This is a genomic window from Amycolatopsis sp. NPDC114504 (assembly GCF_055633595.1).
Window position 1 is genome coordinate 483,891 of record NZ_JBVKDU010000005.1, and the last position, 14,956, is coordinate 498,846.

The 14,956-nt window shown below is 72.6% G+C and carries 15 protein-coding genes and 1 pseudogene; 7 read left to right on the forward strand and 9 right to left on the reverse strand.

Going from position 1 to position 14,956, the window contains the following annotated elements; all coding sequences use genetic code 11:
- The first annotated feature begins 1 nt into the window (after position 1).
- From ACZ7PG_RS38225 to ACZ7PG_RS38240, 4 genes are read left to right on the forward strand one after another with little or no spacing between them, the layout of a single operon-like run.
- A complete protein-coding gene (locus tag ACZ7PG_RS38225) occupies positions 2 to 757 on the forward strand; it encodes an alpha/beta fold hydrolase (protein ID WP_470244066.1) in 756 nt (251 codons plus the stop codon).
- A 26-nt stretch (positions 758 to 783) separates the two neighbouring features.
- Positions 784 to 1,632: a LysR family transcriptional regulator gene (locus ACZ7PG_RS38230; RefSeq protein ID WP_470244067.1), complete on the forward strand. Its 849-nt coding sequence runs from the start codon at positions 784 to 786 to the stop codon at positions 1,630 to 1,632.
- 20 nt (positions 1,633 to 1,652) lie between these two features.
- Positions 1,653 to 2,315 carry an HAD family hydrolase gene (locus ACZ7PG_RS38235; protein ID WP_470244068.1) on the forward strand — a complete coding sequence of 221 codons (663 nt, stop codon included), beginning with the start codon at positions 1,653 to 1,655 and terminating at the stop codon, positions 2,313 to 2,315.
- Positions 2,315 to 2,941: a GntR family transcriptional regulator gene (locus tag ACZ7PG_RS38240; protein ID WP_470244069.1), complete on the forward strand. Its 627-nt coding sequence runs from the start codon at positions 2,315 to 2,317 to the stop codon at positions 2,939 to 2,941. Before ACZ7PG_RS38235 ends, ACZ7PG_RS38240 begins: the two co-directional genes overlap by 1 nt.
- Before the next feature lie 83 nt (positions 2,942 to 3,024).
- On the opposite strand, the gene ACZ7PG_RS38245 is transcribed toward ACZ7PG_RS38240, so the two are convergent.
- Entirely contained in the window at positions 3,025 to 3,201 is a 177-nt protein-coding gene (locus tag ACZ7PG_RS38245; protein ID WP_470244070.1) for a hypothetical protein, read from the reverse strand.
- Positions 3,202 to 3,301: 100 nt separating this feature from the next.
- Positions 3,302 to 4,129, reverse strand: a complete 828-nt coding sequence (locus tag ACZ7PG_RS38250; RefSeq protein WP_470244071.1) for an NAD-dependent epimerase/dehydratase family protein — start codon at positions 4,127 to 4,129, stop codon at positions 3,302 to 3,304.
- Positions 4,130 to 4,242: 113 nt separating this feature from the next.
- On the opposite strand from ACZ7PG_RS38250, the gene ACZ7PG_RS38255 reads away from it, so the two are divergent.
- Positions 4,243 to 4,998 (forward strand): HpcH/HpaI aldolase/citrate lyase family protein, encoded by a 756-nt coding sequence (locus tag ACZ7PG_RS38255; RefSeq protein WP_470244072.1) that lies wholly within the window; start codon positions 4,243 to 4,245, stop codon positions 4,996 to 4,998.
- Between the two features lie 4 nt (positions 4,999 to 5,002).
- A complete protein-coding gene (locus tag ACZ7PG_RS38260; protein WP_470244073.1) occupies positions 5,003 to 5,461 on the forward strand; it encodes a GNAT family N-acetyltransferase in 459 nt (152 codons plus the stop codon).
- Here the strand turns inward: ACZ7PG_RS38260 and ACZ7PG_RS38265 are convergent.
- Both ACZ7PG_RS38265 and ACZ7PG_RS38270 read right to left on the reverse strand, forming a co-directional pair.
- Positions 5,446 to 6,636, reverse strand: coding sequence for a CaiB/BaiF CoA transferase family protein (locus ACZ7PG_RS38265; protein WP_470244074.1), 1,191 nt, complete (start codon positions 6,634 to 6,636; stop codon positions 5,446 to 5,448). The genes ACZ7PG_RS38260 and ACZ7PG_RS38265 overlap by 16 nt on opposite strands.
- A gap of 123 nt (positions 6,637 to 6,759) precedes the next feature.
- Positions 6,760 to 7,740 carry a hypothetical protein gene (locus tag ACZ7PG_RS38270; RefSeq protein WP_470244075.1) on the reverse strand — a complete coding sequence of 327 codons (981 nt, stop codon included), beginning with the start codon at positions 7,738 to 7,740 and terminating at the stop codon, positions 6,760 to 6,762.
- Positions 7,741 to 7,920: 180 nt separating this feature from the next.
- On the opposite strand from ACZ7PG_RS38270, the gene ACZ7PG_RS38275 reads away from it, so the two are divergent.
- Entirely contained in the window at positions 7,921 to 8,928 is a 1,008-nt protein-coding gene (locus tag ACZ7PG_RS38275) for a LacI family DNA-binding transcriptional regulator (RefSeq protein WP_470244076.1), read from the forward strand.
- 26 nt (positions 8,929 to 8,954) lie between these two features.
- Here the strand turns inward: ACZ7PG_RS38275 and ACZ7PG_RS38280 are convergent, their stop codons facing one another.
- From ACZ7PG_RS38280 to ACZ7PG_RS38300, 5 genes and pseudogenes are all read right to left on the reverse strand, one after another.
- Entirely contained in the window at positions 8,955 to 9,989 is a 1,035-nt protein-coding gene (locus ACZ7PG_RS38280; RefSeq protein WP_470244077.1) for a serine hydrolase domain-containing protein, read from the reverse strand.
- Positions 9,986 to 11,533, reverse strand: coding sequence for an ATP-binding cassette domain-containing protein (locus ACZ7PG_RS38285; protein ID WP_470244078.1), 1,548 nt, complete (start codon positions 11,531 to 11,533; stop codon positions 9,986 to 9,988). Before ACZ7PG_RS38285 ends, ACZ7PG_RS38280 begins: the two co-directional genes overlap by 4 nt.
- A pseudogene (locus tag ACZ7PG_RS38290) lies at positions 11,530 to 12,422 on the reverse strand (ABC transporter permease). The gene ACZ7PG_RS38285 and the pseudogene ACZ7PG_RS38290 overlap by 4 nt, the downstream one beginning before the upstream one ends.
- Positions 12,419 to 13,375, reverse strand: coding sequence for an ABC transporter permease (locus tag ACZ7PG_RS38295; protein ID WP_470244079.1), 957 nt, complete (start codon positions 13,373 to 13,375; stop codon positions 12,419 to 12,421). The pseudogene ACZ7PG_RS38290 and the gene ACZ7PG_RS38295 overlap by 4 nt, the downstream one beginning before the upstream one ends.
- 1 nt (position 13,376) lies before the next feature.
- Positions 13,377 to 14,936 (reverse strand): ABC transporter substrate-binding protein, encoded by a 1,560-nt coding sequence (locus ACZ7PG_RS38300; protein WP_470244080.1) that lies wholly within the window; start codon positions 14,934 to 14,936, stop codon positions 13,377 to 13,379.
- Positions 14,937 to 14,956: the final 20 nt, after the last annotated feature.

Genomic DNA, 14,956 nt, shown 5'->3' on the forward strand with positions numbered 1-14,956 from the left:
GATGACGCTTCCCGCCTACACCGATCATGGCGGCGACGGCCCGGTGGTCGTGCTGCTGCACAGTTTCCTGATGGACGGCCGCATGTTCGCCCCGCAGCTCGCGGCGTTCGCCGGCTTCCGGTGCGTCACGGTCGACGAGCGCGGCCACGGCGGGACACCCGCCACCGGGCCGTTCGACTACTGGGACGTGGCCCGGGACGTCCTGGCGGTACTGGACGAACTCGGCGTCTCGCGCGCGGCGGTCGTCGGGACGAGCCAGGGCGGGTTCGTCGCGCTGCGGATGGCACTGCTGGCGCCTGCGCGGGTCACCGCGCTCGCAGTGCTCGGGACGTCGGCGGCCGCGGAAGATCCCGCGGTCGCCGCCGGGTACCGGGCGGTGCTGGACGCGTGGGTGAGCGGTGGCGCGCCGCCGGAAGTGCTCGACGGCGTCGCGCAGATCTGCTTCGGCGGCTTTCCGGTGGACGAGTGGAAGGAACGCTGGGCTTCGGTCGCGCCCGACCAGCTGAAGCTGACCATGGGGGCGCTCGTCGACCGGGACTCCGTGCTTTCGCGCGTGGGTGAGATCGCGTGCCCGGCCTTGGTGCTGCACGGTTCGGCGGACCTCGCGTACCCGGTGGAGCGGGCCGCGGAGCTGGCGGACGCGCTGCCCGCGGCCGACCCCCTGGTCGTCGTCGACGGCGGTGCCCACTTCCTCAGCTACACCCACCCGGACGAGGTGAACCCGGCGCTGACCAGGTTCCTCGGCGCGCACGCGTAATACCCTGGGGGTACCAGGGAGGTCGGGTGGACGTCGATCTGCGCAAGCTGCGGTACTTCGTCGCGGTCGCCGAGGAGCTGCACTTCGGGCGCGCCGCGGCCCGGCTGCACATCGCGCAGCCGGTGCTGTCGCGGCAGATCCGGGCCCTCGAAGGTGAGTTGCGCGCGCAGTTGTTCGTGCGGGACAAGCGGTCCACGTCGCTGACCGAGGCCGGCCGTCAGCTGCTGGACGACGCGCGTCCGCTGCTGGCTTCGGCGTCGGCGCTGCGGCGGCGGGTCGCGACGGCCGCGCGCGGGACGTTCACCGTGGCGTTCATGCCGGGCATCATCGTCACCGACGCGGTCCGCTCGCTTTCCGCGCGGTATCCGGACGTCACGGTGGAGCTGCTCCGCACGACGTGGGCCGACCAGACCGAGGTCCTCCACGACGGCCGCGCCGACGTCAGCGTGGTCCGGCTGCCGGTGGACCGGCGCGGGCTGAGCCTGCGGCCGCTGTTCCGGGAGCCGCGGGTGGCGGTCCTGCGGGCGGACCACCGGCTGGCCGGCAAAGAGTCGGTGCTGGTCGGGGACCTCGCCGGCGAGCACGTGCTCAACGACCCGGACGCGGTGCCGGAGTGGCGCGACGTCGCGGTCGAGCTGCGGGACGGGACGGCGCCGCGGCGGCGGGAGTTCGGGAGCGTCGAGGAGAAGCTGGAGCACGTGGCGGCCGGGCGGGGGATCGCGGTGATCCCGCTGTCGACGTCGGAGTACTACACGCGGCCCGGCGTCGCCCACGTGCCGGTCGAGGACCTGCCGCCGAACGAGGTGTGCCTGGCGTGGGTCGCGGCCCGGCGGTCGCCGCTCGTCTTCGCGATGGCCGACTTGCTTTCGGTATAACCGTATAGCAGTCTGACGGTATGACTCGTTGGGCGACGTTCGACTGTTTCGGCACGCTGGTGGACTGGCGCCACGGCATCGCCACCGGGATCGAGCTGCTGTTCCCCGGGCGGGGCGCGGAGCTGCTGGAGGTCTACAACCGGATCGAGCCGCACGTGCAGGCCGAACAGCCGGTGCGGCGGTACCGGGAGGTGCTCGCGGAGTCGCTGCGGCGGACCGCGGCCGAAGCGGGTGTCGAGCTGGTGCCCGACGACGCGTCCGTGCTCGGGACCGGGCTGCCGTACTGGCCGGTGTTCCCCGACGTCCGGCCGGCGCTGACGGCGTTGCGGGAAGCGGGCTGGCGGCTCGCGCTGCTGACGAACTGCGACCGTGACCTGATCGGCGAGACCCAGCGCCGGCTCGTCGTGCCGATCGACGCGGTCGTGACCGCGGAGGACGTCGGGTCGTACAAGCCCGGCTACGCGCACTTCACGCGTTTCGCTTCGTCTTTCGATGCGACGCGCGACAACTGGGTCCACATCGCGCAGAGCCACTTCCACGACATGGTGCCGGCGCAGGCGCTCGACATCCGGCGGGTCTGGGTCAACCGGCACGCGGACCCGAGCGACCCGTCGATCGCCGACGCGGTGCTGCCGGGCCTCGCCGACCTGGTCGCGACGGTGGAGCGGGTGCACGCGTCCTGATGGTGCTGCAGACGACGAACACCCGCGACGCGCTGGTGGCGGAGGTGCGCGCCCAGATCCTCAGCGGCGTGCTGGCCCCCGGGACACCGCTGACCGAGCAGGGCCTGGCGACGACGTTCGGGGTGGCGCGCCCGACGGTGCGGTCGGCGTTGCAGGAGCTGGTCGCCCGCCACCTGGTGGAGCGTTCCGACGGCCGGTCGTTGCGGGTGCCGGTGGTGACGGACGCCGACGTCCGGGACTTGTTCACGGTCCGGCTGCCCCTGGAGCTGACGGCGGTGCGGCTGCTCGCCGGGCGTCCCTTGGACGGGGTGCGGGCAGCGCTGTCGGCGCTGGAGGCGTTGCCGCCGGGGGCGGGCTGGAGCGAGCGGGTGGAGGCGCACACGGCGTTCCACCTGGCGCTCGTGGACGCGGCGGGGAGTGTGCGGTTGAGCCGGATCTACCCGCCGCTCCAGGAGGAGATGCAGCTGTGCCTGGCCCGGTTGCGGGGCTCGTACCCGGATCCGGCCGAGCTGGCGGTGGAGCACCGGAGGCTGCTGGAGGCGATCGCTTCGGGAAACCCGGCGAGCGCGGAGGCCGAGATGCGGGACCACCTGGAGCGCGCTCGCCGAGGGTTGCTCGACCTCTGAGCCTGGGCGGCTGCCGCGCGCGGGCGGCCAGCCGTCGCGGTGTGGTTCCTCCGTGCTCGCCCGGGCAATCCGCCCTCGCGCCGTCAGCAGCCTGCCGGCGAACTCCCGTGTCGCACCTCGGCGCGGTGGCTCGTGAACAACCCTGCCCACAACGCCGCCCAATGCCGGGGTGCCGGGCGGGGTGCGCGGACCGCCGGCGGCGGCCCCGCCCGGTACTCCATCTCCACCCGCACCCAGTCGTAGATCCAGTCGCCTCGCATGGCCGTTCCTCACGTCGTTCTTCCGAGGAACCCCACTTTCATCCTGAGGGGACCGCCGCCGCATCGGGTGATCGCGTACTTCCGGACCCGCTGCGATCCCTTACCCGCGCAATTCCCTCAGTGCGTCCAGGTGCCGGGGCGTCCACCCCAGCTCGCGGCGCGCGCGGGCCGGGGTCAGCTGCTGGTCCAGTGCGAACGCCTCCGCGATCGGGCCCATCCGCTCCACCGCCTCGGCGAGACTGAGGTGCGTGATCGGGCCGCCCGCCGCGAGCGCCGAGACGATGTCCGCCAGCCGCACGTTCTGGCCGCTCACCCCCGCGTACACCGACTTCGGCGGCGCCTGCAGGGCCAGCGCGTACAGCTCGGCGATGTCGGACGCGTGGACCAGCGCCCAGTGGTTCTCGCCGTCGCCGATGAGGGGCACCGGTGCCCGGAAGAACGTGTCGATCAGCCCGCCGCCGAGGCCGTACACCAGGCCGGGCATCACCAGCACCGGGTGCCCGCCGTGGGACAGCACGCGTTCCTCGTTGGCCCGGCGCCACGCCGTGATCGCCGGCGGGTTCTGCGGCGCGTCCTCGTCCACGACGCCCGCCGTGTCGCCGTACACCCAGACCCCGCCCGTGTGCACGTACGGCCCGCGGTCGCCCAGGCCCGACTGCATCGCCTCCGCCGCCGCGAGATCGACCTCCGCCGTGTCGTCGCCGTAGTGCTGGCCGAGGTGTATAACGCCGTCGACGGCCGAGGCCGCGGAGCGGAGAACGGACAGGCTGGTCAGGTCGCCGTGGACCGGGGACGCGCCCAGCGAGGCGAGCACCCGCGCCGAAGCGTCGCTGCGGGCCAGGGCGCTCACTTCGTGACCGTGCCGCGTGAGCGCCCGGACCGTCGGGCGGCCGACGTACCCGGAGCCGCCCGTCAGGAAGACCTTCATCGTGGGACCTTTCGTGGTCGTGGTGGTTCCCTTCCGACTCTCGGCGCCGCGAGCCCCCGCGTCCAAGACCCTTTCCGGTCGCTCTGATACCCGCAGAGCATTACGCTGGCGCCGTGCCCGCGACCGCGTTCCTGTTCGTCCCCGGCGACCGCCCCGACCGCTTCGGCAAGGCCGCCGCGAGCGGGGCCGACGTCGTGATCCTCGACCTCGAGGACGCCGTCGCCCCGGCGGACAAGGACTCCGCGCGCGCCCACGTCGAAGCGTGGCTCGAGGACCACGAAGCCATGGTCCGGATCAACGCCCCGGGCACGCCCTGGTTCGAGGCCGACGCCGCCCTGATCACCGCCCGCGGGATCCCGGTGGTGGTCCCGAAAGCCGAGACGCCCGGGGTGCTCGCCGGCTTCCGCGACGTCGTGGCCCTCGTCGAGACGGCACGCGGCGTCGAACGCGCCGGTGAGCTGGCCGCCGTCCCGTCGGTGACGCGCCTGGCGTTCGGCAGCGTCGACCTGGCCGCGGAGCTCGGCGTCGCGCCCGAAGACCCGGAGCCGTTCGCCTACGCGCGCTTGCGGCTGGTGATCGCGTCGGCGGCCGCCGGGCTGGCGCCGCCGGTGGACGGCGTCACCACCGATCTGCGCGACGACGCCACGCTCGAGGCCGACGTCCGCTACGCGCGCCGCATGGGCTTCGGCGGCAAGCTGTGCATTCACCCGCGCCAGATCGCGCCGGTCCGAGCCGGATTCGCGCCGACGGAAGCCGAGCGGGAGTGGGCGCGCAGTGTCCTCACGGCGGGGGAGTCGGCGTCCACTGTGGACGGCCGGATGGTGGACAAGCCCGTGCTCGCCCGGGCCCGGCGGATCCTGGGAGACTGAGCGCATGGTCCGCAAGACGCACAAGGTCGCGCTGCGCCGGCTCCGGTCCGGCGACGACGAGTTCTGCTTCCAGGTGCACCGCAGCGCGCTCGGCGAGTACGTCGAGGCGATCTGGGGCTGGGACGAGGCGGCGCAACGCGAGCTCCACGAGAAGACTTTCGACGCGGAGCACACGCAGATCATCACCGTCGACGGCCACGACGCCGGCGCGCTGACGGTCGAAGACACCGGGACCGACGTCGTCCTCGGCCGGATCGAGCTGGACCCGGTGTACCAGGGCCGCGGCTTCGGCGGGCACGTCGTCCTGAGCCTGGTCACCGAAGCGGCGTCGCGCGGGCAGGCCGTCGTGCTCGAAGTCCTCGACGTCAACAAGCGCGCGAAGATCTTCTACGAACGGATCGGCTTCGTCGAGACCGGCCGCCCGCGGCCGCACAAGATCGCCCTGCGCTACCCGCCGTCCTGACCTCGCCGCAGCGCTTCCGCGTCGAACCCGAACTCGGCCAGCACGGCGTCGGTGTGCTCGCCCAGCGCCGGCACCGGGTCCATCCGCGGCGCGCGGCCGGGCACCGTGATCGGCGGCAGCGTGGCCCGGATCGGCCCGCCCGGCGTCGAGACGTCCGCGAAGCGGTCGCGGTCCGTCAGCTGCGGGTGGGTCAGGACATCGGGCAGTTCGCGACGGCGCGCGTGCGCGATCCGGCCCGCGCGGAGCCGCTCCTCCAGCTCGGCGCCGGTCAGCTTGGCGAAGATCGCGTCGATCTCGCGCTCCAGGGCCGGGCGGTGCGCGACGCGGGCGCTGCCGGTGGCGAACCGCTCGTCGGTCACCCACTCCGGCCGCTCGACGGCGTGCTCGCAGAACGCCGCCCACTCGCGCTCGTTCTGCACCGCCAGCACCAGCTCGGTCCCGTCACCCGCGGCGAAGGTGCCGTACGGCGCGATCGCCGGGTGGCTCGTGCCGGTCCGCGGTGGGGGCGTGCCGCCGTAGCCGGCGTAGGTGAGCGGGAACCCCATCCACTCGACCAGCGAGTCGAAGAGGCTGACCTCCAGCTCGGTGCCCTGCCCGGTGCGTTCGCGGTCGTAGAGCGCGGAAAGGATGCCGGAGAACGCGTACATCCCGGCGCCGATGTCCGCCGCCGGGATGCCGCTCTTGGCCGGCTCGGCCTCGGACCCCGTCACCGAAACCAGGCCGGCTTCGGACTGGATCAGCAGGTCGTACGCCTTCGCGTCGCGGTACGGCCCGCTCGAGCCGTAGCCCGACACCGAGCAGGTGATCAGCCGGGGCCGGGTGGCGCGCAGGGCCGCCGCGCCGAGCCCGAGCCGCTCGGCGACGCCGGGGGCGAAGTTCTGGACGAACACGTCCGCCCGGTCGAGCAGCGCCGCCATGACCGGGCCCGCGGCGTCGCTCTTGAGGTCGAGCGTGACGCTCTCCTTGGACCGGTTCAGCCAGACGAAGTGGCTGGACTGACCGTGGACGGTTTCGTCGTACGCGCGGGCGAAGTCGCCGGTGCCCGGGCGTTCGATCTTGAGCACCCGGGCACCGAGGTCGGCCAGGTGCCGGGTGGCCAGCGGCGCGGCGACCGCCTGTTCGCAGGACACGACCGTGACGCCGTCGAGGGGCAAACCGAGGGGCAGGGAGCGCATGGCCGCATCCTGCCACCCCAGTTCCCGATCCGACCGAAAGTAGGCGGACACGGTCCGCCGCCGATCCGCACGAGGCAACTGTTTCCGCCGTGGCTGCCGTCGGATCGGGAACCGACGGCACAGTCAGACCGCGCGGGCGATGGCGATGTTCCCGGCCAGCCGCTCACCGGCTTCGTAGATCATGTACTCGCGGCCCTGGTAGGTGCCGAAGCTCGGGGCCGCGGACCGGCCGTTGTCCGGGGCGCCGGCGAGCGGGGTGTGGAAAGTGCCGAGGTGGGTGCGCTTCGAGAAGTCGTTGCCGACCTCGGTGATCATCAGCTTCCCGCCGTGCGCGATGTCGGTGTTGTAGACGACGTAGGTGCTGTTGTTGCGGTAGAGCAGGTGCGGGCCGCCGATGTCGTTCGCGCCGACGTCGGTGTGGCGCACGAGCGGCGTCTGCGAGAACGTCCAGTTCAGCGCGTCCGGTGACCAGCCCCAGCCGATGTCGCGGTGGTTCGTGGTGTTGTTGAGCATGAAGACCATGACGTAGCGGGCGTTCTTCGACGGCAGGTCCTGGCGGAAGACCCGGGCGTAGGACGTCTCGGTGGTGCCCGCGGGCTGCAGGCGCGTGGACAGGACCTCCTTCTCGTAGGTGAAGTGGATGCCGTCGGCGGAGCTGGCGAGGCGCGTGACGGTGTTCTCGCCGTGGAAGTACAGGTAGATGCGGTTCACGTCGTCGTTCCACAGCGCGTGCGGGGAGGACACGTGGCTGACGGAGTACTGGCCGGGCCAGGAGTTCTTGATGATCGGGTTGCCCGCGTACTCGGTGAACTCCTCGTCGAGGGAGTTCGCGTAGGCGAGGCAGATCCCGCCCGGGGCGTCGTGGGGCGCGTAGTAGAGGTAGTACGCGCCGAGGGCGTTCGGGATGCGGTCCTTCGTGCCGCGGACGCACGGGAAGATCAGCTCGCCGGTCGGGTTGTAGCGCAGCTTGCTCTTGACGAGCGCGAGCCGCTGGTACCGGTAGTCGGGGAAGCCGGCGGGGGCGGCGAGGGCGGGTGCCGGGATCAGCGCGCCGGCGCCGAGCGCGGCCGCGCCGGCCAGCAGGCCGCGTCGGGTGAGGGTCATGACCGCTCCTTCGAGGTCTCGTGTCCGGCGACGGTGGCACGCGTCCGACGGCGTGGTCAATGGAGTAATACGTATTAGTACGGTCGGGACAGGTTTGCTGGTGTTTCGGGCAAAACGGTTGACGGTCCCCTCGGGGGCACGCACGCTGAATCGGATCAGCTGACTCCCGGCGAGGTGGCGATGGGCAAGGTCCGGCAGGCCGACATCGCCCGCGTGGCCGGGGTTTCGCAGGCGACGGTGTCGGTGGTGCTGGGCGGCAACCGCACCGGGGTCCGGCTGTCGGAGGGGACGAGGCTGCGGGTCCTGGAGGCGGCCGAACGGCTGGGGTACGTGCCCGACCCGACGTCGTCGCGGCTGGCGTCGACGGGCAACAACCTGCTCGGGGTGTACACGTTCACGCCGGCGTTCCCGGACATCGCCGACGCGTACTACCCGATCCTGGCGGGGGTGGAGGCCGAGGCGGCCGCACTCGGCAAGGACCTGATCATGTTCACGGCGTCGAGCGCGGCTCCGGACCGGATCCGCCGCACCCGGCTGGCCGACGGCTGCCTGTTCCTCGGCCGGCACGTCCCGGTGGACGCGATCGCCGACCTGCTGGCCGCCGGCTTCCCGATCGTCTACATCGGACGCCGGACGGAACTGGGCGGCCGCATCCCGCACGTGGGAGCGGACTACGTGTCGGCGTCGGCGGAGGTGATCACGCGGCTGGCGCGGGCGGGCCACCGGCGCGTGCGGTACTTGCGCGAGCCGGACGACGCGCCGTCATCGTGGGACCGCGAACGCGGAGTCCGCGCGGCGGCGGCCGACGCGGGCCTGTCGTTGACGGTGACCCGCACGCCGGGCCCGGATCTTTCCCCGGCGATGTTCCGCGGCTGGCTCGACGACCGCGTGACGGCACTGGTGGTGGAGGAGACCGACACGGGCGCGGTGTTCCAGGCGACGTGGCAGGCCCTGGACGAGGCCGGGATCTCGGTGCCTGGCGACGTCTCGCTGGCGGTTTTGGGCCGGCCTCCTGGTGGGGTGACGGGGCCGGAGATCAGCGGGTTCGAGGTGCCGAGGCGGGCACTCGGACGGGCGGCGGTGCGGCTGCTGGCGTCGCTGGTCGAGCCGGGGGCGGGTGAGCCGTCGCCGCACCGGTTGCTGACGTGCCCACCGGTGGCGGGGGAGACGATCGCGACGGTCGCCTGAGCCGGTGCGGGCGGGCGCCGCCCGGGTCAGAGGCAGTCGGCCAGGGCCTCCAACAGGAGCGAGCCCCGGTGGTCGGTGTCCTCGGGCTGTAGCTCACTCGTCGTGAACGAAAACCCCAGTTCCTCCTCCGGCCACGCCCCGTGCCGGCCGCCGCCTGCTCCCGAATGGCCGAACGCCACCTTCGCCGGGCCGTACGTTCCCAGCGAGTCGGCCAGCTCGTACCCCAGGCCGAAGTGGACCGGGCGGTCGTTGATCGCGTCCGTGCCCGAGGACCACGTCGACGTCGCCGATGCCAGGACCGGAGCCGGGACCAGCCCCGAGCAGATCCGGTCGTACAGCCGGGCCATCGCCGCCGCCGTGCCCGTCGCGCCGCCCGCCGCCAGCTCTGCCCTGCGGTACTCCGGTGAGTTGATCGTGGCCGGCTCCAGCAGCCCGCGGTACATCTTCTCCACGATCCGGCGCCGGACGGGGTCGTGCAGGAACGTGCTGATCCGGTAGTCCGGCGACCGTGTCAACCGCGCGACGCGGTGGTCCTCCGCTGCCGGTGTGCCGAGATGGATGTCGAACTCGCCCAGCAGGGAACGCACGACCGACCCCGCGGAACGGCCCGTCGCCCGCCGGATCAGTTCCGTGCACAGGTAACCGTACGTCGCCGCGTGGTAGGCGACCTGGGAACCCGGCGTCCACAAGGGACGCTGCGAAGCCAGCGCGTGCGCACAAGCCCGGTTGTCCAGAAAGGACACCTCCGCCTCGACGTACGGCAGCCCGACGGTGTGGGACAGCACGTGCGAAACGTCCCCTGCGGCGAACTCCGGCCAGTACCGCGACACCGGCGCCGACGGGTCGAACCCCAGCAGCGCCATCACCGTGGCCACCACGCCCTTGGTGCCGGAGAACAGCACGACCAGCGTGTCCCGCGTCCAGCCCGGCCCGCCCCACAGCTCGGCCAGGACCGCGCCCCGGCGCACGACGCTGAACGCCGCTCCGCCGTCGGTCCGGGCCAGCACCGACGCGAACGCGTCGCGCACCGGCTCGAACCCCGGCGCCACCGCGCCCTTCACAGGCGCGGGGTCGCGGCCAGCAGCTCGCGCGTGTACGCGTGCGATGGCGCGTCCAGCACCGTCCGGACCGGACCCTCCTCGACGATCGCGCCGCCCTGCAGGACGGCGATCCGGTCGGCGACCTCACCGGCCAGCGCGATGTTGTGCGTCACGAACAGCATCGCCATCCCCAGCTCCCGGCGCAGCTCGCCCAGCAGCTCGACGATCGTCGCCTGCACGGAGACGTCCAGCGCCGACGTCACCTCGTCGCACACCAGCACGTCCGGGGTGGTCACCAGCGCGCGGGCGATGGCGGCCCGCTGGCGCTCGCCGCCGCTGAGCTGGTCCGGCAGCCGGTCGGCCAGCGCGCGGCCGAGCCGGACGCGGTCGAGCACCTCGGCGACCCGCGCGCGACGTTCGGAACGCGACATCGACGTCAGCCGCGTCAACGGCACCTCGATCGACTGCGCGACCGTCTTGCGCGGGTTGAGCGAGGAGAACGGGCTCTGGAACACGTACTGGATCCGGCGCCGCTGCTCGTCCGTCCGGTGCCGCGTGGACACCGCCAGTCCGGTCCCCGCCAGCGAGACCGTCCCGCCGTAGGACGCGGTCAGCCCCGCGATGCACTGCGACAGCGTCGTCTTCCCGGAGCCGGACTCGCCGAGCAGCAGCAGGCACTCGCCGCGCGCGACCGCGACGTCGACCCCGCGCAGCACCACGTTCTGTCCATAGGAGACGGACACGTCCCGCGCCGCGAGCACCGGATCTTCGGGCGGTGGCGGCACGCAAGCCGCGTCCGGGTCGGGCACCGCGTCCAGGAGCCGGCGCGTGTAGGCGTGCGACGGCGTCCGCAGCACCGACGACGCGGGGCCGCACTCGACGATCGAGCCGTGGTACATCACCGCGACGCGGTCGGCGATCTCGGCGACCACCGCGAGGTCGTGGGTGATGTACAGCGCCGCGACGCCGTGCTCGGCGGTCAGCGCCCGGATCGTCTTCAGCACCAGCGCCTGCGTGACGACGTCCAGCCCGGTGGTCGGCTCGTCGAGCACCACGACGGCGGGCCGGCACGCGAACGCCATCGCGATGCCGACGCGCTGCTGCTGCCCGCCCGAGAGCTGGTGCGGGTAGCGGCGCCGGTACGCCGGGTCCGACGGCAGCCCGACCTCCGCCAGCACCGCGCCGACGCGCTCGTCGACCGACCCCGGGAACCCGTGGGTCTCGAGGACCTCGGCGATCTGCCGCCCGATCCGCAACGCGGGGTTGAGCGACAGCGCCGGGTCCTGCGGGATGTAGGCGACGGTGCTGCCGCGCAGCCTCCGACGGCCCCCGGAATCCAGCGAAAGGACGTCGGTGTCGCCCACGGTGATCCGCCCGCCGGTCACCTTGAGCCCGCGCCGGAAGTGACCGAGTGCGGCGAGCCCGGCGGTGGTCTTGCCGGACCCGGACTCGCCGACCAGCGCCAGGACCTCGCCGGGCGCGACCTCGAAGGAGACGTCGTCCAGAACGGACACCCCGGCCACGGTGGACACGGCGAGCCCGGACACCTCGAGAGCGGCGTTCATGCGCGGGCCTCCCGCTTCCGGCCGGCGGCGGCCGAAGCCAGCGCGTCGGCCACCAGATTGGTTCCCACGGTCAGCGCGGCGATCGCCAGCACCGGCAGCAGCACGCCCCAGGGCTGGACGACCAGCGCGATCCGGTTCTCGTTGATCATCAGGCCCCAGTCGGCCGACGGCGGCTGGATGCCCAGGCCGAGGAACGACAGCGACGCGATGTACCCGATCGAGTAGGTCAGCCGCAGCCCGATCTCGACCATGAGCGGGCCGGTGATGTTCGGCAGGATCTCGCGCAGCAGGATCCGCGACCGCGGCACGGCGTACATCTCGGCCGCGCGGATGTAGTCCTGGCCGCGGACCGCGACGGTGGCTTGCCGGGCGACGCGGGCGGTCCGTGGCGCGTGCGTCAGCCCGATGACCAGCACGAGCAGCCAGCCCTCCGGCCCGATCACCGCGATCGCGAGCAGCGCGATCACCAGCTGCGGGAAGGACAGCAGGACGTCGTTGCCGCGCATCAGCAGGCTGTCGAGCCGGCCGCCGCCGTACCGGCGACCATGCCGAGCAGCGCGCCCAGGACGATCCCGAGCACGGTCGCCAGCACGGCGTAGAGCAGCAACGTCGTCCCGCCGGCGAGGAACCGGGTCAGGACGTCGCGGCCGAGGCCGTCGGTGCCGAAGACGCCGTCGTGCTTGAACGGCTTCCCGGCGAAGTCGGTCGTGGTGTGCCCGGTCAGCACCGGCCCGAGCCACGGCCCGAGCAGGGCGATCAGCACCACGACGAGGGTGAGCGCCGCCCCGATCTTGGCCTTCGGGAACGTCCACGCGCTGCGGAAGAGCCCGCCCGGGCGGGCCGGCGGCGCGTCGGGGGTGGCGGTGCGGGGGAGTTCGACGGCGGTCATCGGCCTGCCTCCGTGCGCAGTTTCGGGTCGGCGAGGATGCCGACGACATCCGCGAGGAGGTTCACCACGATGTAGACGCCCGCGATGAGCAGCGTGATCGCCTGGACGACGGCGACGTCCCGCTTGGCGACGGCGTCGATCAGCGCCTGGCCGATGCCGGGGTAGCGGAACAGGAACTCGACGACCACGACCCCGCCCGCGAGCCACGCCAGCTGCAGCGCGACGACCTGAGCGACCGGGCCGATGGCGTGCGGCAGCGCGTGCCGCACCAGCACGGTCCGTTCGCGCACGGCTTTGAGCCGCGCCATCTCGCCGTACCCGCTGTCGAGGACCTCGTTCATGGTCGCCCGCATCATCCGCGTGATGTACGGCGTCACGACCAGCACGAGCGTGAGCACCGGCAGCACGAGCTGCGCGGGCTGGCGCCACACCGCCTCGCCGGGCGGCGTGATCGTCACCGACGGGAAGATCTTGAACACCGTCGTCGAGAGCAGCACGACGAGCGCGACGCCGATGACGAACTCCGGCAGCGCGGCGATCACCAGGCTCACCCCGGAGATCGCCTGGTCGGTGGCCCGGTCGCGGCGGATCGAGCTCCACGTGCCGAGGCCGAGCCCGAGCGGCGTGGCGAGCACCGCGGCGACCACCAGCAGCACCAGCGACGCCGAGATCCGGTCGCCGATCAGGGCCGTCACCGGGCCCTGGGTGGACGTCGACGTGCCGAGGTCGCCGGTGAACAGGCCGCCGAGCCAGTCGAGGTAGCGCTGCCAGACCGGCAGGTCGAGGTGCAGCTGGTGCTGCAGCGCCGCGACGCGCTCGGGGGTGGCCTGCTGGCCGAGGATGGCTCGCGCCGGGTCGCCGGGCAGCAGCAGTGTCGCGACGAAGACCAGCAGAGAGACCACCCAGAGCACGAGGACGCTGACGAGCAGGCGGCGCAGGATCAGTCCGGTCATCTCACGCCTCCCCGCTCGTGCCGAGCCAGGCGCTGCGGAACTGGTAGCCGCTCAGCGAGACCCCGGTGCGGTCCGGGACGAGCCCGGCGACGTACTTCCGGTGGGCGTCGACCTGGTTGACGAAGCCCCAGATGATCAGCCCACCGCGTTCGTACTCGATCTTCTGCGCCTGTTCGAGCAGGTCGGCACGTTCGCCCGGGTCCACAGTGGACCCGGCCCGGGTGACCAGATCGATGAACTCCGGGTCCTGCCAGTGCGTCTCGTTGTACGGCGACTTCGGCAGCGAGCCGTTCGCGACCTGGGGGAGGTAGTTGCGGGTGTACCAGAAGTCCTGGGCGAAGTCCCAGGACAGGTAGTTCTCGCCGTAGAACGTCGTGGTGTCGAGCTTGCGGATCTTGACGGTGATGCCCGCGGCCTTCGCCTGCTGCTGGAAGACCTGCGCCGCTTCGACCGCGCCCGCCTGGATCGGCGCGGTGACCAGCTCGACGGTCAAGCTCGGGTGGCCGGCCTCGGCGAGCAGCCGCTTGGCCGCGTCGATGTCCTGCCTGCGCTGGGGGAGCTCCTTGGCATAGGCGGGGTCGAAGGGCGCGTAGAGGTCGTTGCCGAGCCTGCCCTGTCCACTGAGGACCTGGTTGATCATTTGCTCGCGGTCGACGACCAGGCGCATGGCCTGGCGCACCCGCACGTCGTCGAACGGCGGCCGGTCGACCCGCATGGTGAACGGCAGCCATGTGCCGGTCTCGGCGGCGAGGACCTCGATCCGCGGGTCGCTGCGCAGGACGTCGACCAGGGCCACCGGCACCTGGTCGATCGCGTCCACCTGGGACGAGAGCAGCGCGTTGATGCGGGCGTCGTCGTCGGCGAAGTTGATCAGGACCAGTTCGTCGAGGTAGGGCTGGCCGGGCCGCCAATAGTGCTCGTTGCGGGTGAAGCTGCTCTGCAGCCCGGCGGTGAACGAGCCCGCCTTGAACGGGCCGGTGCCGATCGGGCGCTTCAGGTCGAAGTCCGCCGGGACGATGCCGAGCGAGTACTGGCCGAGCAGGTCGTCGAAGCCCGCGTTCGGCGTGCTCAGCCGGAACTCGACGGCCCGGTCGCCGCTCGGGGCGACCTCGGCCAGCATGGTCAGCCCGGCCGCGCCGCTCTTGGGATCCTTCGGGTCCATGATCCGCTTGAACGTGGCGACGACGTCGGCCGGCGTCACCGGGCGGCCGTCGTGGAACTTGACGCCGTCGCGCAGGACGGCGGTCCACGTCCGGGCGTCCGGCGACGACGTCAGCGACTGCGCGACCAGCGGCTGCAGCCGGTAGTCATGGTCGCGGAGCAGGAGCGGTTCGTAGAGGTTGATGACCCGCGCGATGTCCGGGTTGGTCGCGGGGATGTGCGGGTCGAGGGTGTCGGACGCGCCGCCGCCGGTGACGCCGACCCGCAGCCGGCCGCCGGAGCGGGGCGGGCCGGTCGGCACCGGGGCGGCGTACGTCGTGCCGCAGCCGGCGGCCAGCACGGCGACCCCGGTGGCGGCCAGGAACGTGCGCCGGGTGAAAGGACTACATCGCTCTGCCATGGTGGGGACTTCCGGTGGGA

Coding starts and splice junctions, on each gene's coding strand:
- ACZ7PG_RS38275 (WP_470244076.1), top strand. CDS start 7,921: ATGGGCAAGGTCCGGCAGGCCGACATCGCCCGCGTGGCCGGGGTTTCG.
- ACZ7PG_RS38260 (WP_470244073.1), top strand. CDS start 5,003: ATGGTCCGCAAGACGCACAAGGTCGCGCTGCGCCGGCTCCGGTCCGGC.
- ACZ7PG_RS38300 (WP_470244080.1), bottom strand. CDS start 14,936: ATGGCAGAGCGATGTAGTCCTTTCACCCGGCGCACGTTCCTGGCCGCC.
- ACZ7PG_RS38285 (WP_470244078.1), bottom strand. CDS start 11,533: ATGAACGCCGCTCTCGAGGTGTCCGGGCTCGCCGTGTCCACCGTGGCC.
- ACZ7PG_RS38245 (WP_470244070.1), bottom strand. CDS start 3,201: ATGCGAGGCGACTGGATCTACGACTGGGTGCGGGTGGAGATGGAGTAC.
- ACZ7PG_RS38235 (WP_470244068.1), top strand. CDS start 1,653: ATGACTCGTTGGGCGACGTTCGACTGTTTCGGCACGCTGGTGGACTGG.
- ACZ7PG_RS38265 (WP_470244074.1), bottom strand. CDS start 6,636: ATGCGCTCCCTGCCCCTCGGTTTGCCCCTCGACGGCGTCACGGTCGTG.
- ACZ7PG_RS38225 (WP_470244066.1), top strand. CDS start 2: ATGACGCTTCCCGCCTACACCGATCATGGCGGCGACGGCCCGGTGGTC.
- ACZ7PG_RS38240 (WP_470244069.1), top strand. CDS start 2,315: ATGGTGCTGCAGACGACGAACACCCGCGACGCGCTGGTGGCGGAGGTG.
- ACZ7PG_RS38250 (WP_470244071.1), bottom strand. CDS start 4,129: ATGAAGGTCTTCCTGACGGGCGGCTCCGGGTACGTCGGCCGCCCGACG.
- ACZ7PG_RS38295 (WP_470244079.1), bottom strand. CDS start 13,375: ATGACCGGACTGATCCTGCGCCGCCTGCTCGTCAGCGTCCTCGTGCTC.
- ACZ7PG_RS38270 (WP_470244075.1), bottom strand. CDS start 7,740: ATGACCCTCACCCGACGCGGCCTGCTGGCCGGCGCGGCCGCGCTCGGC.